This is a genomic window from Enterobacter sp. BIDMC109 (assembly GCF_001037885.1).
In the GTDB taxonomy this organism is placed as follows: domain Bacteria; phylum Pseudomonadota; class Gammaproteobacteria; order Enterobacterales; family Enterobacteriaceae; genus Enterobacter; species Enterobacter hormaechei_C.
Map to the genome: position 1 here is coordinate 3,496,927 of NZ_KQ090002.1, position 20,132 is coordinate 3,517,058.

Annotated in this window: 20 protein-coding genes, 1 tRNA gene and 2 pseudogenes; 9 read left to right on the plus strand and 14 right to left on the minus strand. The window is 49.7% G+C overall.

The window, feature by feature from the left end; genetic code table 11:
- The first annotated feature begins 71 nt into the window (after positions 1-71).
- The 6 genes from SK62_RS16525 (at position 72) to SK62_RS16545 (ending at position 4,963) form a co-directional block, all read left to right on the plus strand.
- Positions 72-566: a putative pterin-binding protein gene (locus SK62_RS16525; RefSeq protein WP_047718572.1), complete on the plus strand. Its 495-nt coding sequence runs from the start codon at positions 72-74 to the stop codon at positions 564-566.
- A 17-nt stretch (positions 567-583) separates the two neighbouring features.
- Entirely contained in the window at positions 584-2,521 is a 1,938-nt protein-coding gene (locus tag SK62_RS16530) for a putative bifunctional diguanylate cyclase/phosphodiesterase (RefSeq protein ID WP_045347498.1), read from the plus strand.
- Between the two features lie 259 nt (positions 2,522-2,780).
- On the plus strand, positions 2,781-3,038 hold the full coding sequence (locus SK62_RS16535; protein ID WP_017694448.1) for a YjhX family toxin: 258 nt from the start codon (positions 2,781-2,783) through the stop codon (positions 3,036-3,038).
- 10 nt (positions 3,039-3,048) lie between these two features.
- On the plus strand, positions 3,049-3,795 hold the full coding sequence (locus tag SK62_RS16540; protein ID WP_023295994.1) for an SAM-dependent methyltransferase: 747 nt from the start codon (positions 3,049-3,051) through the stop codon (positions 3,793-3,795).
- 537 nt (positions 3,796-4,332) lie between these two features.
- Complete coding sequence (locus SK62_RS22965; RefSeq protein ID WP_139152741.1) at positions 4,333-4,542, plus strand: hypothetical protein; 210 nt, start codon at positions 4,333-4,335, stop codon at positions 4,540-4,542.
- 22 nt (positions 4,543-4,564) lie between these two features.
- Complete coding sequence (locus SK62_RS16545; RefSeq protein WP_047718571.1) at positions 4,565-4,963, plus strand: hypothetical protein; 399 nt, start codon at positions 4,565-4,567, stop codon at positions 4,961-4,963.
- A gap of 115 nt (positions 4,964-5,078) precedes the next feature.
- On the opposite strand, the gene SK62_RS23210 is transcribed toward SK62_RS16545, so the two are convergent.
- The 4 genes from SK62_RS23210 to SK62_RS16560 form a co-directional block, all read right to left on the minus strand.
- Positions 5,079-6,140 (minus strand): hypothetical protein, encoded by a 1,062-nt coding sequence (locus SK62_RS23210; RefSeq protein ID WP_255360379.1) that lies wholly within the window; start codon positions 6,138-6,140, stop codon positions 5,079-5,081.
- Positions 6,141-6,158: 18 nt separating this feature from the next.
- Positions 6,159-6,947 (minus strand): GmrSD restriction endonuclease domain-containing protein, encoded by a 789-nt coding sequence (locus SK62_RS23215; protein ID WP_255360380.1) that lies wholly within the window; start codon positions 6,945-6,947, stop codon positions 6,159-6,161.
- Between the two features lie 743 nt (positions 6,948-7,690).
- On the minus strand, positions 7,691-8,146 hold the full coding sequence (locus SK62_RS16555) for a DNA-binding protein (protein WP_229690657.1): 456 nt from the start codon (positions 8,144-8,146) through the stop codon (positions 7,691-7,693).
- Positions 8,147-8,181: 35 nt separating this feature from the next.
- Complete coding sequence (locus SK62_RS16560; protein WP_047718569.1) at positions 8,182-8,370, minus strand: hypothetical protein; 189 nt, start codon at positions 8,368-8,370, stop codon at positions 8,182-8,184.
- A gap of 152 nt (positions 8,371-8,522) precedes the next feature.
- Here SK62_RS16560 and SK62_RS21830 point away from each other — a divergent pair.
- Positions 8,523-8,833: pseudogene (locus SK62_RS21830) on the plus strand (tyrosine-type recombinase/integrase); the annotation flags it as partial.
- Positions 8,834-8,847: 14 nt separating this feature from the next.
- Here SK62_RS21830 and SK62_RS16570 read toward each other — a convergent pair.
- The 3 genes from SK62_RS16570 to proB all read right to left on the minus strand — a co-directional run bounded on the left by SK62_RS16570 (position 8,848) and on the right by proB (position 11,403).
- Positions 8,848-8,923, minus strand: a tRNA-Thr gene (locus SK62_RS16570).
- A 111-nt stretch (positions 8,924-9,034) separates the two neighbouring features.
- A complete protein-coding gene (gene proA / locus SK62_RS16575; protein ID WP_015571368.1) occupies positions 9,035-10,288 on the minus strand; it encodes a glutamate-5-semialdehyde dehydrogenase in 1,254 nt (417 codons plus the stop codon).
- Positions 10,289-10,299: 11 nt separating this feature from the next.
- Positions 10,300-11,403, minus strand: coding sequence for a glutamate 5-kinase (gene proB, locus SK62_RS16580; RefSeq protein WP_015571369.1), 1,104 nt, complete (start codon positions 11,401-11,403; stop codon positions 10,300-10,302).
- Between the two features lie 305 nt (positions 11,404-11,708).
- Between proB and phoE the strand changes: the two genes are divergently transcribed.
- Positions 11,709-12,761 (plus strand): phosphoporin PhoE, encoded by a 1,053-nt coding sequence (gene phoE / locus SK62_RS16585; RefSeq protein WP_017383128.1) that lies wholly within the window; start codon positions 11,709-11,711, stop codon positions 12,759-12,761.
- A 131-nt stretch (positions 12,762-12,892) separates the two neighbouring features.
- Here phoE and crl read toward each other — a convergent pair whose 3' ends face one another.
- The 3 genes and pseudogenes from crl to gpt form a co-directional block, all read right to left on the minus strand.
- Positions 12,893-13,294 (minus strand): sigma factor-binding protein Crl, encoded by a 402-nt coding sequence (gene crl / locus SK62_RS16590; RefSeq protein WP_006809999.1) that lies wholly within the window; start codon positions 13,292-13,294, stop codon positions 12,893-12,895.
- 56 nt (positions 13,295-13,350) lie between these two features.
- Positions 13,351-14,595, minus strand: coding sequence for an esterase FrsA (frsA, locus tag SK62_RS16595; RefSeq protein ID WP_017694464.1), 1,245 nt, complete (start codon positions 14,593-14,595; stop codon positions 13,351-13,353).
- A 104-nt stretch (positions 14,596-14,699) separates the two neighbouring features.
- Positions 14,700-15,157, minus strand: a pseudogene (gene gpt, locus SK62_RS16600) (xanthine phosphoribosyltransferase).
- A 258-nt stretch (positions 15,158-15,415) separates the two neighbouring features.
- On the opposite strand from gpt, the gene pepD reads away from it, so the two are divergent.
- Positions 15,416-16,873 carry a cytosol nonspecific dipeptidase gene (gene pepD, locus SK62_RS16605; protein ID WP_047718568.1) on the plus strand — a complete coding sequence of 486 codons (1,458 nt, stop codon included), beginning with the start codon at positions 15,416-15,418 and terminating at the stop codon, positions 16,871-16,873.
- 55 nt (positions 16,874-16,928) lie between these two features.
- Here pepD and dinB read toward each other — a convergent pair whose 3' ends face one another.
- The 4 genes from dinB to nqrE all read right to left on the minus strand — a co-directional run bounded on the left by dinB (position 16,929) and on the right by nqrE (position 20,128).
- Entirely contained in the window at positions 16,929-17,987 is a 1,059-nt protein-coding gene (gene dinB / locus SK62_RS16610) for a DNA polymerase IV (RefSeq protein ID WP_023295965.1), read from the minus strand.
- A 107-nt stretch (positions 17,988-18,094) separates the two neighbouring features.
- The gene (nqrM, locus tag SK62_RS16615) at positions 18,095-18,295 is read right to left on the minus strand and encodes a (Na+)-NQR maturation NqrM (protein WP_003863212.1); all 201 of its coding nucleotides are present in this window, start codon (positions 18,293-18,295) and stop codon (positions 18,095-18,097) included.
- Positions 18,296-18,297: 2 nt separating this feature from the next.
- The gene (gene nqrF, locus SK62_RS16620; RefSeq protein ID WP_015571374.1) at positions 18,298-19,521 is read right to left on the minus strand and encodes an NADH:ubiquinone reductase (Na(+)-transporting) subunit F; all 1,224 of its coding nucleotides are present in this window, start codon (positions 19,519-19,521) and stop codon (positions 18,298-18,300) included.
- A gap of 10 nt (positions 19,522-19,531) precedes the next feature.
- The gene (nqrE, locus tag SK62_RS16625; RefSeq protein WP_003863217.1) at positions 19,532-20,128 is read right to left on the minus strand and encodes an NADH:ubiquinone reductase (Na(+)-transporting) subunit E; all 597 of its coding nucleotides are present in this window, start codon (positions 20,126-20,128) and stop codon (positions 19,532-19,534) included.
- Positions 20,129-20,132 lie beyond the last annotated feature (4 nt).

Below are 20,132 nucleotides of genomic sequence, written 5' to 3' on the forward strand. Positions count from 1 at the left end.
AACAAAATAGACAAACTTATAGGATAATTAACTTATAATTCTTATACTTCTGTTAAAAAGAGGAGGCCAATATGCGAATAATCCTAATGCTGTGCTGCTTTTTGGTACAAAGTTTAAGCTGGGCTGGTGAACTGCCAAAGCCTGTGGGCAAACCCATCTTAACCATTACCGGTAATATAGAAAATACGAACGAAAATGGAAAAGCCGTTTTTGATATTGCCAGCCTGGAAAAACTGGGGATGGTGAGTTTCCAGACGACCTCTCCCTGGTATAATGGCCGCACGAAATTTGAGGGTATCCCTATGCGCAAACTCATGGAGTATGTGGGTGCTAAGGGTTCTGTTCTGAATGTGGTTGCACTCAATGATTATACTACCGTCATCCCTCTCAGAGACTTCCAGAAATACAACGCCATCCTGGCGTTAAAGGTCAATGGCGAATATATGCGCATCCGCGATAAAGGTCCGTCATTCATCGTCTACCCTTATGACAGTCTTCCTGAACTCAATAATCAGATTTATTACTCGCGATCGGCCTGGCAGGTCAGCAAAATGAAGATTGAATAGTAGTTCAGGAGAACATAATGAACAGGATACTGGTTGGTATCATTTTTTCTCTTTTTATCACTACGGGATATATAGCCTTTCTTGTCTACGACCGTCAGCAGGAGTTGCAAAAATTGACTCACTACACTGAGTCCTGGTCTGTAGCCCAACTGGTATCTGAATATTACCGATTTGAATCATGGATTGGACTGTACGCAACCGAGACTGATGACGTTACGGTAGACCAGGTTCGCATGCGCCTGGAAATCATGCTGAGCCAGAATGATTTATTGAAAGAGGGCGGCCTGGGTCGTTATATAAACAGCGCGAAAGCGCATCAGGCGCTCGCCTTACGCCTGGAAAATATACTGAACTATCTGGATGGTCATCTTGAGAAAATGAGCCGTTCAGAGTTAAAGCTCTATCTGAAAAATATGCATTCACTGGATGCCCCGCTAAGCCAGCTTTCATCAACGGCTTTAACAAAAGATGTTAATACAATCAATGAAACTAACCTAAAAATACAGGTTCTGTATTATATTTATTCAGCACTTTCGCTGTTACTGGTTATTTTAAGCTTCATACTGGGCTTTTTGATTATCTATCAAAATAAAAACATTCTCAAAGCACATACACAGGTTAAAACGCTGGCTGAAGAACTTCAGCTGTCCAAAGAAACCCTGCAAATCCAGAATACAAAACTGGAATACGATGTTTATCATGACTCCCTTACCGGCATGAAAAACCGTCTTTTCTTCTGGGATGATCTCAATAAACTTAATCTACAGGCTGAGGAAAAACATATTTCGGTCACGGTGATGTTATTCGATTTAGACCGGTTCAAAGAGGTGAATGATACCTACGGTCATGATGCTGGCGATTTACTGTTACGTGAGGTATCCACGCGCCTTAACGCTTTGAGCCGCTTTTCAGAGACATTTTATCGTTTGGGCGGCGACGAATTTGCGTTTCTCTCCAGTGGCTTAACCGAAGCCGCAGCTGTTTCACGCGCGCGAGAAATCAGTGATAGCATCAGCAAGCCCTATACAATTAATAATCAACTTATAAAAATAGCCACCTGTGTGGGTATTGTTTTATCGGATAACGAACGACGTTCAGATTACCTTTATAAATTTGCCGATCTGGCGCTCTATGAAGCCAAGAAAGAAGGTTCTCAGCAAATCAAAGTCTTCCGCCAGCGAATGCTACAGAAGTTGCAGGAAAGCAGAACCCTTGAAAATGATATGGCAAGAGCAATAGAGAATGATGAGTTTATTGTTTATTACCAGCCTATTGTGAATTCCGTCAGCAAGGAAATTTACGGCTATGAAGCGCTTATTCGCTGGATGCACCCCGTCAAGGGGATGCTCTCCCCGGATAGCTTTATTTTCGCCGCTGAAAAAACAGGCATGATCAACGAGATAGGTAAAACTGTACTTAAACTGGCCTGTAGGGAGGCGGTCTCCTGGGCTGTTCCGGCCAGGATCTCCGTCAACGTCTCACCTGTTCAATTGGGCAGCAAATCATTTATTAATACGGTGCAGTCCGTTCTGGCTGAGACCGGGCTCCCGGCTAACCGTCTTGAGTTAGAGGTCACAGAGTCTTCCCTCTTCAGTGACAGAAATAACCCCATTGCGATCCTCAAAAAACTACGCTCACTGGGCGTAAGAATTTCTATTGATGATTTTGGCACAGGTTATTCGTCGCTCTCCAGACTCAGCGAACTGAATTTTGATAAAATCAAGATCGATAAATCTTTTGTCAATCCGATATCTACGCAGGAAGATGCGCTTAATATTGTGAAGCTGATTACCGGTATGGCTAAAAGCCTTAATATGGGCGTCATTGCCGAGGGCGTTGAGACCGAAGAGCAGCTTGAGCGGCTTCAGGCTCTGGGTTGCGAGCTTGTGCAGGGATATCTTTTCAGCAAACCACAGCCTCAGGTCGACAGCAAAATTAAGAGCGGCCAGGAATGATCCCCTCTCCTCAGCCCGATACCAACCGGGATCACATTTTTCACCCCTGGGTATTCACTGACAATAACCAGGTGTTATCATTCACCCCGTAAATACCTATCAACTCAAACCGAGGCTTTGATGCTGGAGAATGTAATCATCCGATAATCAGCTTCCCGACCTTTCCAGGCCGGACTGATTATCAATGCGCCGAAATCGAATGCGGACACCGCTGTGTGTTTGCACGTTTTGCACATGATGATTAAACAGGTTCTTCAGTATGAATTTATCCCGTCAGGAACAACGTACCTTACACGTTCTCGCCAAAGGTGGCCGTATTGTGCACGTCCGCGATAACTCTGGCCGCGTCACCGCCGTTGAATGCTATAGCCGCGAAGGGCTACTGCTGGCTGACTGCACGCTCGCCGTTTTCAAAAAGCTCAAAACCAAAAAGCTGATCAAATCCGTTAACGGTCAGCCCTACCGCATTAACACTACGGGGCTGAACAATGTTCGCGCTCAGCCTGATAATCGTTGAGGAGAGGATGATGGATATCCCACGTATTTTTACTGTTAGCGAAAGCGAACACCGCATTCATAACCCCTTTACACCAGAGAAGTACGCGACGCTGGGCCGCGTGTTACGCATGAAGCCAGGCACTCGCATTCTCGATCTCGGCAGCGGCTCGGGAGAGATGCTTTGTACCTGGGCACGTGATTACGGTATTACCGGTACCGGCATCGACATGAGCCCGCTCTTCACCGCGCAGGCCACGCGGCGCGCAGAGGAACTCGGCGTCAGCGAACGCGTCCATTTCATTCATAACGACGCGGCCGGCTACGTCGCGAATGAAAAATGTGACGTGGCGGCCTGCGTTGGCGCAACCTGGATTGCGGGGGGCGTAGCCGGGACAATGGATCTGCTGGCAAAAAGCCTCAAGCCCGGGGGAATAATGCTCATCGGCGAACCGTACTGGCGTCAGGTACCTGCGACGGAGGAGACAGCCCAGGCCTGCGGCGTCTCGTCGATCGCAGACTTTCTCACTCTGCCCAGTCTGGTTGCGTCTTTCGATCAACAGGGCTATGACCTGGTTGAAATGGTGCTGGCTGATCAGGAAGGCTGGGACAGGTACGAAGCCGCAAAATGGATGACCATGCGGCGCTGGCTGGAGGAAAACCCAGATGATGACTTCGCGCAGGAGGTTCGGGCGGAGCTGACGATAGCGCCTGAACGTCATGTGACGTACACGCGGGAGTACTTTGGCTGGGGGGTGTTTGCGTTAATGGCGCGATAATATGGCGCTGGCGGTATAGCCTTTTGGGTTATGCCGCCGATCAACTTCTTTGAGGTACAAAACGATGACGCGAAAATGTGCAGCCAATGGCAATATTTGCTGCCATGGTCTGAGAACGAGATTTACTGGAATGTAGGGTAACTATTTGATTTAGATGGGATAATAGGATTAAAACAAACAAGACAACACACTGATAAATAACAACTTATGAGACATCATTTTGAGAAATACCCCCAAAAGTACCCCCATTTTGTTCTCACTGCCTACTGCTTTCTGATCTCTAATCCATACAACACAAATGACATGGGAACAATTCATATTCTTTATTAACTACTGCACAATTTAACTACGAAAAAAAATACAATAAAAATTTTTTATTAAAGGAAAACATTAAAAATCAATAAATTACACCATTTATTATTATCTTATAACAAACACATTTTATTATGCATTTCTTATTTAATAATTTCTAAGCTAGTAAATCTTCTCAAACGGTGAGATTCTCTAGAAAACTCAAAATAAAATATAGGAATTCAGATGACCCAAGATATCGTCGCCGCATCATGTTATGCTGAATGGCTTGAACCAAAAATTGTCATTCCCGCTATAACAGCCGTCATGACTGGTGTTCTAGCATCAGTTATCGTACCTCTCTTCATGCATTATTCAAAATCAAAAAGAGAACAGAAATATAAAATTTTAGATATAAGAACTAAAATATATACCGAATATTTTAAAAAAATATGAGGAAGCAGCTAAAAATATAGATGTGGATTATAAAGTATTTACTAAAGTCACTTTGAAAAGCGCATTTATATATTTGTTGGAATCTGATAGCTCAGCTGTAGCAATAATAAAACTCAGCGATGAAATCAGCCGTTTTACTTTCCAAATCCAGCAGTCTCATCGAAAATCAACTGAAGAAATTTCTTCTTTGAAAATTTTAGGATCTGATGAACTGTTTCGATTAATAAATGACTTTGAAAAGCTGAATCAAGAAATCATTATGTTATCTTCTGAATGGTTGAAAGAATTAAACGAGGCATTAGTCACCCCCGATTTTGAAGCACCTATAGCAAAGAAAATGAAAACTAAGGGAGAGGAAATAAATGAACTCAAGGATAAAATAATTAAACAAATGAGAATTGAACTTAGCATTGATCGATAAGAGTTAATGAGTAGCATAGAATATGCTATTACAATTTCCATAAATCATAAGGGCCCTGTTTAATCGGGCCCTTCAAAATATATACTTTGTCACTCTCTAAAAATTTAAACCATTTTTACCTGAAGCGCTCAAATAATGCGCCCAGTTTATCAGCAGGTATGTCTTTGACCTGTGCGCCTTGACGTTCTACCCACTTTCCATTCCAATGAGATGGTGAGTCTTGACCCTCAACCTCAAAAACAAACACCGTCTTATCATAATAACGTACGCATTTAAGATGGTTATAAATGTACGATCTTAATGGTTCTGAAAGCCCTGAGCGCCCCACTCTTTCGGAGATGTCTTGGAACATTTGGTCTAGATCTTTACCCGTGAAATTAGCTTCATGATCGACCCCAGTTATATGGAAACCATTATATGAGAGTGCTCTGCTTCCAAAAACCTCAAGTACTCTGGCTGCTGTCTTTGCCGTTTCAGCTACACCTACTATGACATAGCCTTTATGCCCTTTGCCTATGTTAGCGATTGCAGCACAAGTCTCCATTATTTTATCAAATGATTTTTCATCGAAAGAAGGTTTAGGATCTAAAGTAAAGAAACCTTGTTTGAAATCGTAGGCTGCTTGTTCTGTAATTGAGTTTGTAAGCAAATTTTGGAGTTTAGTTATCCAATGAACTTTCGCTGGATCCGGATTATGATCGTTCTCAAAAAATCCTTGCACCCAACCAATAATAGAATCGATCATTCTGCTTCGATTATCAGCCCCCCATCGCCCACCATCTTGAACCTGTATATTCTTTCCACAATCCCTTAAGCGCGCAATAAGCCCTGCACTATCAGAAATAACCATACCCTTTTTAATTATCAAATCATGAAGGGCGAGGAAAATTACTTGGAAATAACGAGGCACTGGATTACCACCATTCCCATTAGGGAAAATCAATCCAGCGAAAGTAGCCTGAGCCTGACTGAGAAGTAAAATTAACGCGTCATGAACTCGTTGATAATCAAGATCAACAAGCTCTACACTTCTCTTTTTGACGGCTTGATCGATTGAATCAAATCTTGCCTTGCTAGTTATCGTTTCAGGATATGTTGCGCCAAAATAATCATCCAAAAGTTCAGTACGCGATGCAACCGGTCTGTCAGAAACCATATATGCAACTATGTCCGCCACCAACTCTTCATCACGACTTTAACGTAGCTGTTCTTTCGTCAAAATTCCGTGAGCAATCCAAAAAACAGTGTCTGCATTTATACCATAATGCAATTCCCTGTTAGTGATACTAATTTTTTGCATCTCACTTAATAGTAAGAGATCTGTATTCGATGTATCACCACGAACTCTTGCAGAGATTTTTCGAACACAATCGGCGAAAGCATTAGTTGCTCCCGCTGCTCGCAATTCTTGTCGTGATAATTGACGTCCGCCTGAGTTGATTCGGCGAAATACTTCTTCAACCGACTCTCTTTCAGCAGCTTCATAAATTGAAAGAGGTACAGGATACGATGCAATTGCAAGGCACTTCGCTCGTTCTAGGACTGGTGCCCTTTGCTCTAGTACTCCACGATCTAATAAGTCTTTTGTTGTTGCAAAAGTATTAAGATCAAAATAACAACCATCGAATGAGAAATCGTTCGTGATAAAAGACATAATGGCATTCATACGTTGCATACCATCAATAATCTCTAGAGTACCATCGTTTCGCCCAAGAGGTTCTGCTAACAATATAATAGGTATAGGGAAACCTTTTATAATTGAATCGATAAAACTCTGTTTTTCTTCAATAGTCCAAATCAGCTTACGCTGATACTGACGATTAACTACGTATTTTTTATCCTGATAGTTGATGAAAACTCGCTCAACTTGTTCGCCACGAACTATCAATTCCTGCTGTATTATTGCCATTTCATCGCTGTCCTGAGCTGTTAAAGTGACACTAAAGAATGAAGCTAGCTTGTCATAAGCATTTTTTAGTAACACTTTTTATTCAGTTGCTTAAAAGAATTTATCTTTTACCTTACTACGCACAACTTCACAAGTCTTGCAATGGCCTTGTTTGACCATTTTCATAAAGATACATGCTTTACTTTACAGATCATACAGTTACGAACATGGCTGAACCTATTACTTTTAACCCGAAAATTTTAACCGACCTAATTACGTAAATTAAAAATAAATTTGAAAGTGTCATCTTTCACAAATTTTTGTCTTTCTTATGATGGAAATCTGGTTAGCTATGCGGATTAACAGACGGAAGCAACTGTAACTTAGAGCGCCTACAGCCAAAAATCCCCAGTGGCGCTGCCGGTGGGTGACAACTTTTGACAACTCAATCTGAACGCCAGCGTCCGGGCAAACCAGAACAGCGATCTGAAAGAGGCTCGAGGATGGATGCAAAGGGGGAGTGCTTAACACCTCCCCTTCACGAGTTCGTGTACCTGAAGTTTACTGAAGCGGCAGCGGCTGACACTTTTTTGGTGAGGCATAACAAACCATAACAGGCTGACATCTGCCCTGCTTCGCATCAGGATTAACAAAAGTTAACAGCCAAGGGCTCAACAAATCTCAACGCCAGCCCTTTACACTTCTGCCGTAGCTGCTGTTCGAAGGCGTCAGGAGCCGTTAGGTTGGGTTGACACTTTTCCCAGTTTCTCACGAAAAAGTGTCAAGTTTGAGGGGCTGGGAGGTTTACAGTTTTTCGCCGTCCAGCAGGCAGAGTGGCATTAAACCAGTTTTGTTCCAGTCATCCAGCGTATCGGGGTGCATTGTGGCAACGAAGCCAGCTCAGAACGAAGAAACCGTAAAGCGCCCGCTGCACGGTCTTTGCCATAGAAGCTGTGGGTTTCTTCATCCAGTCGGAAGAGAATCAGCAATTGTTCATCGGGCTCGTGCTGAACATCAAAACCCAGTTCAGCGACTGCGGCCTCTATTCGCTGGCCAGCATCAATATCAGCTGGCAGCGCTTTCCCGCCGTCATGCTTCCATACCCATGCGGCGGCCTGCGCCCACGTCATTTCAGTCTGGTGTTCACTAGCACCAGCAGAATTTTTTTTAGCCTGCGATGCGTCAACATCAACTTTATCGCCTGAAATAACAATTTCACCGCGGGCTATCCAGCCATAAACAGTTTGCCGGCTGACGCCCATATGCCTGGCGTAGGCTGATTTACTTAACAGCATTCTGAAGTTTCCCTCCGGGCAGAAAAAAGCCGCCCTCAGGCGGCCTGCTTCTCTTCTGAATATGTCTGCCGCTGGCTGCCTTTGAGCATCGCACTGGCATGTTCGCTTAACTGATCAAGGCCGGTCCTGCGTAGCTGAACTTCTGATGGATCGTCGTTCTTTCCGTACACGAGATGTTTTGCCTGTCCGCTCAAATCCAGATCGTTTCGGATGACGTCCAGCAAATCCGCCTCAGCTTCGGCCTGCTGTACCGGGGGTCTTTCTCTCCTTGCAGTACTCGTGATTAAACTCCCGCATGGCGCTTTCTATTCCTTCTGAAAATTATTTCGGCGTCAGCGGCTTGTCGAAGCCGTTCGTCTCTAAGAATGCCAGCTAAACAGCAGCGGTCAGAAAAATGCGGACAGATAGTAATAAGGCATGGAAGGGGGCACTAAAGCGGGCAGGAATTAGCAATTTCCGCTTCCATGACCTCAGGCATACATGGGCGAGCAGGCTCGTTCAGTCTGGCGTTTCACTTCTGGCGCTGAAGGAAATGGGGGATGGGAGACACTGGAAATGGTTCAACGATATGCGCATTTATCTGCCGGACACCTGACAGAGCACGCGAGCAAAATTGACGCGATTATTGGTCTCAATGCCACAAATACGGCACAGGAGGAGAACGTGGTTTACTTGAATGTAAGATAAGTAATTGAAATAACTGGTGCCGATAATAGGAGTCGAACCTACGACCTTCGCATTACGAATGCGCTGCTCTACCAACTGAGCTATATCGGCCCTGAAAGGCCGGTTACGAGCGTAACCACGGGGCAAAAGAGTAGATCTAACCGGGTGATGCGTCAATGCCCTTTTGAATCAAACGGCTATTTTTGCATCACCCGCGATTATTTACCCACGAATCGTATCATCACCGTAGCCGATCCACTTGTAGGTGGTCAGCGCTTCCAGCCCCATCGGACCGCGGGCATGCAGCTTCTGAGTGCTCACAGCCACCTCCGCGCCCAGACCAAACTGGCCGCCATCGGTGAAGCGCGTCGAGGCATTCACGTAAACCGCAGACGAATCCACTTCATTCACAAACCGATCGGCATTGCGCAGGGTGCGCGTCAGGATCGCGTCAGAATGCTGGGTTCCGTGTTCACGAATGTGCGCAATAGCGTCATCGAGATCCGCAACTACCTTCACGTTCAGATCCAGCGACAAATACTCATCGTCGTACTGCTCCGCGTTAACCGGAACGACCTTCGCCGGACCGTCTTTCAGCAGGGCGAGAGCGCTCTCGTCCGCATGCAGCGTGACGCCACTTTCCGCCATCTGCTTGCTCAGCGCTGGCAGGAAGGTACTGGCGATGCCCTGATGCACCAGCAGCGTTTCCACCGTATTACAGGTGCTTGGACGCTGCGTTTTAGCGTTGACGATAATCTTCAGCGCAGGTTCTACCTCCGCGGTGTCATCCACTACGATATGGCATACGCCAATACCACCGGTGATCACCGGAATGGTAGATTGCTCACGGCACAGCTTGTGCAAGCCCGCGCCGCCGCGTGGGATCAGCATGTCGATGTATTTGTCCATGCGCAGCATCTCGTTGACCAGCGCACGGTCGGGGCTTTCAATCGCCTGCACGGCACCCGCCGGTAAACCACACTCTTCCAGCGCCTGCTGAATGACGTTTACCGTCGCGGCGTTGGTACGCCAGGTCTCTTTCCCGCCACGCAGGATCGCGGCGTTACCGGTCTTCAGGCACAGGGAGGCGACATCCACCGTCACGTTTGGACGCGCTTCGTAAATCACCCCAATGACGCCGAGCGGTACGCGGCGACGCTCAAGGCGTAACCCGCTGTCGAGCACCCCACCGTCAATCACCTGCCCTACCGGGTCGGGAAGGTTGCACACCTGACGGACGTCGTCGGCGATACCTTTCAGACGCGCCGGGGTCAGCGCCAGACGGTCGAGCATCGCTTCACTCAAGCCGTTGCGACGCGCTTCCAGCAGATCCTGCTCGTTGGCGAGCAAAATTTCCTGCGACTGAGATTCCAGATAATCAGCGATTTTTTCCAGCACGCGATTTTTCTCGCGGCTGGAAAGGAGCGCCAGTTTATAAGAGGCGGCTTTCGCGGCTGCGCCCATTTGTTCCAGCATGTTCTGGCTCCTTAACGAATAATCATGTCGTCACGATGCACGGCAACCGGGCCATATTCATAGCCCAGGATGGCGTCGATCTGCTGGGAATGGTGACCAGCAATCCGACGCAACGCGTCGCTGTTATAACGACTTACGCCATGAGCGATGTCGCGACCTTCAAGGTTACGGATTCGGATCACTTCACCACGCGAGAAGTTGCCTGTCACGCTTTTAATTCCTTTTGGAAGTAACGAGCTTCCTCTTTCCAGAATAGCGGCGGTCGCGCCTTCATCCACGGTCAGTTCGCCAGCCGGGGGCGCACCAAAGATCCAGCGTTTTCGGTTTTCCAGCGGGGACGCCTGGGCGTGGAAGCGAGTGCCCACAGAGATGCCTTCCATCACATCACCGATCACACCCGGACGGCTGCCCGCGGCGATGATGGTGTCGATACCGGCCCGGCACGCCACGTCCGCGGCCTGGAGCTTGGTGCCCATGCCGCCTGTCCCCAGACCAGAAACGCTGTCACCCGCAATGGCACGCAGCGCATCGTCAATGCCGTGAACGTCTTTGATCAGTTCAGCCTGTGGATTAGAGCGCGGGTCAGCGGTAAACAGCCCCTGCTGATCGGTCAGAAGCAGCAGCTTATCGGCCCCTGCCAGGATCGCCGCCAGCGCAGAGAGGTTATCGTTGTCGCCTACTTTGATTTCAGCGGTGGCAACAGCGTCGTTTTCGTTAATGACCGGAACGATATGGTTATCCAGCAGCGCACGCAGCGTATCGCGGGCGTTCAGGAAACGTTCTCTGTCTTCCATATCCGCACGCGTCAGCAGCATCTGCCCGACGTGAATGCCGTAGATGGAGAACAGTTGTTCCCAGAGCTGTATGAGTCGGCTTTGTCCCACGGCGGCCAGCAGCTGTTTGGAGGCGATCGTCGCGGGGAGTTCGGGGTAGCCCAGGTGTTCACGCCCGGCGGCAATCGCCCCGGAAGTCACAATCACAATACGATGCCCTGCGGCATGCAACTGAGCGCACTGACGTACAAGCTCAACGATATGGGCACGATTCAGGCGGCGCGATCCGCCTGTTAACACACTGGTACCGAGTTTTACCACCAGCGTCTGGCTGTCACTCATGATTCTCTGCCGTTCAACAATAAGGGAAAATGATGTCAGTCAGACGTTTTAACAGGTGTCAGCTCCGTTGCCAACTGCCTTAACGCATGACCCGTCACTTTGTTGCGCGGGATCAGGAAGCGTAGCGGCAGATTTTGGCAATTTTATTACCGAAAAATTAAAACATACTTTTTTAGACATATTCTTACTTTGTCATAAAACTTTCACCCACGAACGATAAAACCCTTCCTGTTTTTCACGGGGTAATAAGTCGAATCTTATTACTCAGCGAATATTAGCGCGTTTTTATAAAATCAGGATTGAAAATGAAAAAGAGCACTCTGGCATTAGTGGTAATGGGCGTAGTTGCTTCCGCATCTGTTCAGGCAGCAGAAGTTTATAATAAAAACGGGAATAAACTGGACGTGTACGGCAAAGTAAAAGCAATGCACTACATCAGTGATGATGACGCTAAGGATGGTGACCAGACTTACGTTCGTTTCGGCTTTAAGGGTGAAACGCAGATTAACGATCAGCTGACGGGCTACGGACGTTGGGAAGCTGAGTTCGCAGGTAACAAAGCTGAGAGCGACTCTTCTCAAAAAACACGTCTGGCATTTGCCGGCCTGAAACTGAAAGACTTCGGCTCACTGGATTACGGCCGTAACCTGGGCGCGCTGTATGACGTCGCCGCATACACCGATATGTTCCCGGAGTTCGGCGGTGACGGCCTGGCGCAGACCGATAACTTCATGACGAAACGCGCCTCCGGTCTGGCCACATACCGTAATACCGATTTCTTTGGCCTGGTTGACGGCCTGAACATGACCCTGCAATACCAGGGCAAAAATGAAAACCGCGACGTGAAGAAGCAAAACGGTGACGGCTTCGGTACCTCCCTGAGCTATGACTTCGGCGGCAGCGATTTTTCTGTGATTGGTGCGTATGCCAGCTCCGATCGCACTAACGATCAAAACCTTCAGGCACGCGGCGAAGGTAAAAAAGCAGAAGGCTGGGCAACCGGTTTGAAATATGATGCCAACGATATTTACCTGGCCACTATCTATTCCGAAACCCGCAATATGGCCCCTATTTCCGGTGGCTTTGCAAATAAAGCGCAAAACTTCGAAGTGGTTGCGCAATATCAATTTGACTTTGGTCTGCGTCCATCTCTGGGTTACGTGCAGTCTAAAGGCAAAGATATCGAAGGTATCGGCGATGAAGATATCGTGAAATACATCGACGTAGGTGCGACATATTATTTCAACAAAAATATGTCTGCGTTTGTTGATTATAAGATCAACCAGATCGATGACGATAATAAACTGGGCGTAAGCAGCGATGATATCGTTGCGCTGGGCATGACCTACCAGTTCTGATGTTGTGGTAATAAAAAACCGGCGCTGAGCCGGTTTTTTTGTGCCCGGTGACGCTGTGCTTACCGGATCTACGGGTTAGTACATTTTTCAGGCCGGGTAAGGCGTAGCCGCCACCCGGCGCTGTGACATCATCAGGCTCTCAGTTTCACCGCTTCGCTGGAAAAATCGTCCGCAGGCTCCAGCTTCAGATCCAGCGTTGCCAGCAGGTCGCGAGCTTTGCCGTGAAATTCTTTTAGCGTATGCTCCAGGCGATCGATCACTTCCTGATCTTTGATGCTCGTCGCCTGCCAGTGCCCGTCTTTATTAAACAGGCCAAACTGATAGCTATAGGTAAAACGGTTTTCCTGTGCTTCCATTTCCATCCACCAGCCCCAGAACTCACGTTTTTCGGGTGCAGGCTTCACGTTGACGCAAACAGCCAGGCAGTCGAAAAAAAAGCGATTCTCTTCACACTGCTCTTCTCGAATATACGGGCCAAGAGCCATGAACTTCTTAATCAGTCTACTTTTCGGGTGTCCACTCGGTAACGTCATTGCGATCTCCTTTTGTGAAGCACTGTTTTACCAAACCAACGAAATTTAGCAAACTATTAACACAATCTCTGCGTGATCCAGCGTGTGATCTCTTTCAGCGCTTTGTCAAAATTCTGGTACACCGGGCTGAAGGGTACCTCCAGCAATTTACCATCAGAAGATGACGACGTGATTAAGCGTGACTCCTCTTCCGGGCTAAACGGATCGTTCTTCCAGAAACCGGACATCATTGGGGTTGGGCAGCGGCGGCCGAGTAAGCCCTGCGTTTTTAATGAATAACGATTAAGTTCAATGCGCAACGCTTCGTCTGAAGCATCATGCATGCCAAGTCGGCTCGCCAGCACGTCCAGATACATCTCAGGAACGCTACCCTGACGCGCAGGATCGCTTAACAGAGCATGCACCACCGGGCCAAGACAGGCGACGGCCTTCAGGCGTGAAGATTCAAGGTAGGCAAGCCGTACCGCGACGTTAGCGCCAAAGCGGAAGCCAAACGCGCCAACCCGGGTGTGGTCAACCCAAGGGATATTCTCCAGCGCTTTTAAAGCATGCTGGTGCAGCAGGCTGGAGTCTTGCGTAAGTTTCCATTTGGATGAAAAACCAATGGAAGGCATATCAAGCGTCAGCATGGCGATTCCGTTTGGGGCAAAGTAGCGCTCATACAGGCTGTAATAGTCAATTTGTAACGAGTCCAGTCCACCGCACATCAGAACCGTCGGGAACGGCCCTTCCCCCTCCGGCATATGCAGGAATCCGGTCACCGGGCTGCCACCGGGAATGGCGAACTCAATTTCACGCATCCGGCCAGGCAACCGCTGCGCGGCCTCTTCATAAGCCCGGTTTGCCAGCGCCTGGGCCTGCTCTGCCAGTTCGTCGCCTTTAAGATGCGGATATGCAGCGATGCTGTACAGATTTGCCGCATGCAGCCAGTGCTTTCCGCTGAGAGTGGCATCTTCTTCCTGGCTCGCTTTTTGCTGCCAGAGCATGGCCTGCTTTGACCATTCGTAGATCCAGTTTCCACCACGGTAGCCCACCACCGTATCGTAGAGATCGCCGTCGGTACGCTCGGACTCACTCATCACGATACGCGCCTGCACGTCGAGGATTTCACGCGGATCGATGCCGCGCCAGATCCACATCAGGCGGTTAATCATTCGATACCAGTGGGGCACGTTCTTACCGTCTAACGCTGACTGAACGGCAGGCATTGTCCCCGGATTAAACCGACGCACCAGCGTCGACGTTTCAGGGTGCTTGAAACGGGGTTTGAAGAGAGTTTCGGTAAGATTCGCCTGCGTCATTGCGTTGCCTCCATGGATACGTCATATGAAGACCATTGTAACGCGTGGCAGGCTAAAAAGAACAACGCCCGGCATAACCGGGCGTGTAAAGTTACGTACTGAAATTAACGGCCAGAGATAGGCGGTACGAAGACCACGCCCATATCCCATGGCTGTTCAATCCAGGTATCCTGCGGGATATCAATGACGTAATCATCAACCAGTGGGCGACCCGCTGGTTTCGCGAAGATCGTGACGAAGTGCGCTTTTGGATACATTTCGCGGATAGCCACCGCGGTACCGCCGGTGTCCACCAAATCGTCGATAACGATAAAGCCTTCACCGTCGCCTTCCGCGCGTTTCAGCACTTTCAGTTCGCGCTGGTTGTCGTGATCGTAGCTGGAGATACATACGGTATCGACATGACGAATACCCAGCTCACGAGCCAGCAGCGCCCCGGTACCAGACCGCCACGGCTGACGGCAATAATGCCTTTCCACTGTTCGGAAGGCATCAGACGCGCAGCCAGTTTGCGTGCGTGAATCTGCAACATGTCCCAGGTGACGACGTATTTTTCGCTCATGTGAAGTGTCCCAGCCTGTTTATATACGGCTTAAAAAAATGAGGGTGAACCAGGTTGCGCGAGATTATAGAGATCTGACGCACTAAAAACCAGTGTTACGCGCCATGAGCCTGAGTTTTTACATGCTTAATGCTACCAGCCACGGGAGAAAGTGGTATTCTCAGTTGCATCTCGCAAGCCTGACTTGTGGTAACGATTAACCTGCTAACCCTGTGACCTGCAACATTGTTTTGCAGCGCAACGACAAGGAGACCTATCGTGTCTGAACTGTCTCAATTATCTCCACAACCACTGTGGGATATTTTTGCCAAAATCTGCTCCATTCCGCACCCTTCCTATCACGAAGAACAGCTTGCCGAACATATTATGGGTTGGGCAAAGGAAAAAGGTCTGCACGCTGAGCGCGACCAGGTTGGCAATATTCTTATCCGCAAACCTGCCACCGCAGGTATGGAAAACCGTAAGCCAGTGGTATTGCAGGCGCACCTGGATATGGTTCCGCAGAAAAACAACGACACCGTTCACGACTTCACAAAAGACCCGATCCAGCCGTACATCGACGGTGAGTGGGTGAAGGCGCGCGGCACGACTCTGGGCGCAGATAACGGCATTGGTATGGCTTCCGCGCTGGCCGTGCTGGCTGACGACAGCGTTGAACACGGTCCGCTGGAAGTGCTGCTGACCATGACTGAAGAAGCGGGCATGGATGGCGCGTTCGGTCTCCAGGCAAACTGGCTGCAAGCGGACATTCTGATCAACACCGACTCCGAAGAAGAGGGTGAGATCTACATGGGCTGCGCGGGCGGGATCGATTTTATCTCTACCCTGCCGCTGTCCCGCGAAGCGATCCCTGCCGGATTCGAGACCTTTAAGCTGACGCTGAAAGGGCTGAAAGGCGGTCACTCCGGCGGTGATATTCACCTGGGCCTGGGCAACGCCAACAAACTGCTAGCGCGTTTCCTGGCGGGCCATGTCGCTGAACTGGATCTGCGTCTGGTGGACTTCAACGGCGGTACTCTGCGTAACGCGATCCCTCGCGAAGCCTTCGCCACCGTGGCGGTATCTGCGTCGAAAGCGGACGAACTGAAAAAACTCTCCAGCGTGTATCTGGAGATCCTGAAAAACGAACTGTCTGCGAAAGAGAAAAACCTGACGGTGGTGCTGGAGTCCGTTACGACGGATAAAGCCGCGCTGACCGCACAGTCTCGTGACACGTTCGTCCAGCTGCTGAACGCAACGCCAAACGGCGTTATTCGCAACTCTGACGTGGCGAAAGGCGTGGTGGAAACCTCCCTGAACGTGGGCGTGGTGACCATGGGTGACGACAGCGCAGAGATCATCTGCCTGATCCGTTCCCTGATCGACAGCGGTAAAGAGTACGTTGTGAGCATGCTGGAATCTCTGGGTACCCTGGCGGGCGCGAAAACGTCTGCAAAAGGCAGCTACCCGGGCTGGCAGCCGGATGCAAGTTCTCCGGTCATGGCACTGGTGCGTGAAACTTATCAGCGACTGTTCAACAGCACCCCGAACATTCAGGTTATTCATGCGGGTCTGGAGTGTGGTCTGTTCAAGAAACCGTATCCGGATATGGACATGGTCTCCATCGGGCCAACCATCACCGGGCCACACTCCCCGGATGAGCAGGTTCACATTGAAAGCGTCGGTCACTACTGGACGCTGCTGACTGAGCTGCTGAAAGCAATTCCTGTTAAGTAATTAGCCGTTTGATGCCCGGTGGCGCTACGCTTGCCGGGCCTACGATTAGCGTAATCTACAGTCCCAACACCAGTTGACGCTCCAGCTGCGGATCCAGCAAGGTGACGTGCAGCCCCACCAGCCTCACCCCTCGTCCGCCCCGCCGTTCTTCCCACGCCTTTTTCGCCGTCGCGATAAGATCCTCTTTGTTGAGGCGTGGCCAGACGTGCTCCTGCGTCGTCTGCTGAAAATCGTTAAATTTCAGTTTGATGCCCTGTCGGGCAATAAGCAGATCCGGTTTGACCTTCAGTAAGCGTCGTTCAAGCTCAGGATAAAGCTGTTCCGTAATAATGGTTTCACACTCGGTCCAGTCATGGATATCTTCGCTCAGTGTGCGTTCAACGCCGACCGATTTACGCAGCCGTTCGTTGTTCACATCCCGGTCATCAATGCCCTGACTGCGTTCCCACAGTACGCGGCCAAACTTGCCAAAACGCTTAAGCAGCAGCGCCAGATCGCTGCGCTGAACGTCTTCGCAGGTGCGTAGCCCCATACTTTCCAGCTTCGCGGCGGAGACTTTGCCCACGCCGGGGATTTTGCTGAGCGGCAGCGTCTTTAAAAACGCCGGAACCTCTTCCGGAGTGATGACGTACTGGCCGTTGGGCTTATTTAAATCGGAGGCGATTTTGGCGAGAAATTTGACCGGCGCGACGCCTGCCGATGCCGTCAGGTTCAGCTCGTTAAAAATAGTCTGGCGGATCTCCTGCGCCATGAGGGTGGCGGAGCCGTGGCAGTGCACGCTGTGGGTGACATCCAGATAGGCTTCATCCAGCGATAACGGTTCAATCAGTGAGGTGTAGCGGGAGAAGATCTCCCGAATGTGGCTCGATGCTTCTTTATAGGCATCAAAACGTCCGGGCAAAAGAGTGAGATGCGGGCACAGTTTCAGCGCCATCGCTGTCGGCATGGCGCTGCGTACACCGTATTTGCGAGCAGGATAGTTGGCGGTGCTGATGACACCGCGCTGAACCCGGCTGCCGCCAATGGCGATCGGAATATCCCGCAGCGCCGGGTTGTCACGCATCTCCACTGCGGCAAAAAAGCAGTCCATATCGACATGGATTATTTTGCGCATAGTAAGCCCTCACTTATTACTGGATAAGTATACAGTAAACAAATGAGGGTTGAGAAGTGCGCGCAGGAATTGTCGGGTGGCGGCGTTGCCTTACCCGACCTGGAAGACTAAATAATGCGTTGCTGCTCGCGAGCCATCCGCTTTTTCCGCGCATCGCACGGTTCCGGACAATCGCACACTTTTTCCATTCCGATGGAAGAGATGCCTCCGCAACTGCCCTGAATGCTTTTACGCTTGATGATCCAGCCTAAGGACATGCCGAAGATCACCAGCACAAACACCGCAAAGGTCGCCAGAAAAGTCAGCATAATCAGCCTCCGAAATCATCAAGCATGATGTTCTCATCTTCCACGCCAAGATCTTTTAGCATCTTAATCACGGCGGCGTTCATCATTGGTGGACCACACATATAGAACTCGCAGTCTTCCGGTGCCGGGTGCTGTTTGAGGTAATTTTCATACAGCACGTTGTGGATGAAGCCCGTATAGCCTGTCCAGTTATCTTCCGGCTGCGGATCGGATAGCGCCACATGGAAGGTAAAGTTAGGGTTATCACGCGCCAGTTGTTCAAACTCATCGTCATAGAACATTTCGCGCAGTGAACGCGCCCCGTACCAGAAGCTGATCTTACGCTTGCTGCCAAGTCGTTTGAGCTGGTCAAAAATATGCGAACGCATCGGCGCCATACCCGCACCGCCGCCGATAAAGACCATCTCCGCGTCAGTATCTTTGGCAAAGAATTCGCCGAACGGGCCGGAAATCGTCACTTTGTCGCCAGGCTTGAGGGACCAGATATACGACGACATGACGCCAGGAGGGGCATCAGGCACATTCGGTGGCGGCGTGGCGATACGCACGTTGAGCATAATAATGCCCTTCTCTTCCGGATAGTTAGCCATGGAATAGGCGCGAAGCGCGGGCTCTTTTACCTCGGAAACAAAGCGGAAGAGGTTAAATTTATCCCAGTCTGCCCGGTACTCCTCAGGCACATCGAAGTCAGCATACGCGACGGTGTGTGCCGGACAATCAATCTGGATATACCCACCCGCACGGAACGGGACGCTCTCCCCTTCAGGGACACGCAGCTTGAGCTCTTTGATGAACGTGGCTTTGTTATCGTTAGAGATAACTTCGCATTCCCATTTTTTCACGCCGAAGATCTCCTCCGGCAGCTCAATCTTCATGTTCTGGCGCACAGCGACCTGGCACGCCAGACGGCATCCCTCTTTCGCTTCACGCTTCGTGATATGCGACAGTTCCGTTGGCAGAATATCACCGCCGCCCTCTTTGACCGTCACACGGCACTGGCCACAGGAGCCACCGCCGCCACAGGCAGACGAGACAAAAATCCCGTTGCCGGAGAGCGTGTTAAGCAGCTTATCCCCTGCCGGGGTACGGATCTGATTCTGCGGATCGTCATTGATATCAATGATCACATCTCCGGAATTGACCAGCTTCGCACGCGCCGCCAGGATCAGCCCTGACAGCACCAGTACTATCAGCGTGAACATCACCACGCCAAGAATAATTTCCATCTGTTAGCCCTTATAGCTGCACACCGGAGAAGGACATAAAGCCCAACGCCATCAGGCCGGTGGTGATAAAGGTGATCCCTAAGCCACGAAGCCCCGCAGGTACGTTGGCATATTTCATTTTTTCACGGATCCCCGCCATGGTGACAATCGCCAGCATCCAGCCGATACCGGAACCGAAGCCATACACAACCGATTCACTGAAGTTGTAATCGCGCTGAACCATAAACGAAACGCCACCGAAGATGGCGCAGTTCACGGCGATCAGCGGCAGGAAGATCCCCAGCGCGTTGTACAGCGACGGGAAGTATTTATCGAGGATCATCTCCAGGATCTGAACAAGCGCCGCAATCACTCCGATAAAGGTGATGAAGTTCAGGAAGCTAAGATCAACCCCCTCCACCAGCGCGCCATCGCGCAGCACGAAGTTGAATACCAGGTTGTTAATCGGAACGGAAAGCCCCAGCACAACGGTAACTGCCACGCCCAGACCAAATGCCGTCGATACCTTTTTAGAAACGGCAAGGAACGTACACATGCCCAGGAAGAAAGCGAGCGCCATGTTTTCAACAAACACCGCGCGCACAAATAAACTCAGGTAATGAGCCATTGTC

What these genes read in the sequence shown, in the direction of transcription:
- SK62_RS16525 (WP_047718572.1), top strand. Translation starts at nt 72, where the DNA reads ATGCGAATAATCCTAATGCTGTGCTGCTTTTTGGTACAAAGTTTAAGC.
- SK62_RS16530 (WP_045347498.1), top strand. Translation starts at nt 584, where the DNA reads ATGAACAGGATACTGGTTGGTATCATTTTTTCTCTTTTTATCACTACG.
- SK62_RS16535 (WP_017694448.1), top strand. Translation starts at nt 2,781, where the DNA reads ATGAATTTATCCCGTCAGGAACAACGTACCTTACACGTTCTCGCCAAA.
- SK62_RS16540 (WP_023295994.1), top strand. Translation starts at nt 3,049, where the DNA reads ATGGATATCCCACGTATTTTTACTGTTAGCGAAAGCGAACACCGCATT.
- SK62_RS22965 (WP_139152741.1), top strand. Translation starts at nt 4,333, where the DNA reads ATGACCCAAGATATCGTCGCCGCATCATGTTATGCTGAATGGCTTGAA.
- SK62_RS16555 (WP_229690657.1), bottom strand. Translation starts at nt 8,146, where the DNA reads ATGCTGTTAAGTAAATCAGCCTACGCCAGGCATATGGGCGTCAGCCGG.
- proA (WP_015571368.1), bottom strand. Translation starts at nt 10,288, where the DNA reads ATGCTGGAACAAATGGGCGCAGCCGCGAAAGCCGCCTCTTATAAACTG.
- proB (WP_015571369.1), bottom strand. Translation starts at nt 11,403, where the DNA reads ATGAGTGACAGCCAGACGCTGGTGGTAAAACTCGGTACCAGTGTGTTA.
- phoE (WP_017383128.1), top strand. Translation starts at nt 11,709, where the DNA reads ATGAAAAAGAGCACTCTGGCATTAGTGGTAATGGGCGTAGTTGCTTCC.
- crl (WP_006809999.1), bottom strand. Translation starts at nt 13,294, where the DNA reads ATGACGTTACCGAGTGGACACCCGAAAAGTAGACTGATTAAGAAGTTC.
- frsA (WP_017694464.1), bottom strand. Translation starts at nt 14,595, where the DNA reads ATGACGCAGGCGAATCTTACCGAAACTCTCTTCAAACCCCGTTTCAAG.
- dinB (WP_023295965.1), bottom strand. Translation starts at nt 17,987, where the DNA reads ATGCGCAAAATAATCCATGTCGATATGGACTGCTTTTTTGCCGCAGTG.
- nqrM (WP_003863212.1), bottom strand. Translation starts at nt 18,295, where the DNA reads ATGCTGACTTTTCTGGCGACCTTTGCGGTGTTTGTGCTGGTGATCTTC.
- nqrF (WP_015571374.1), bottom strand. Translation starts at nt 19,521, where the DNA reads ATGGAAATTATTCTTGGCGTGGTGATGTTCACGCTGATAGTACTGGTG.
- nqrE (WP_003863217.1), bottom strand. Translation starts at nt 20,128, where the DNA reads ATGGCTCATTACCTGAGTTTATTTGTGCGCGCGGTGTTTGTTGAAAAC.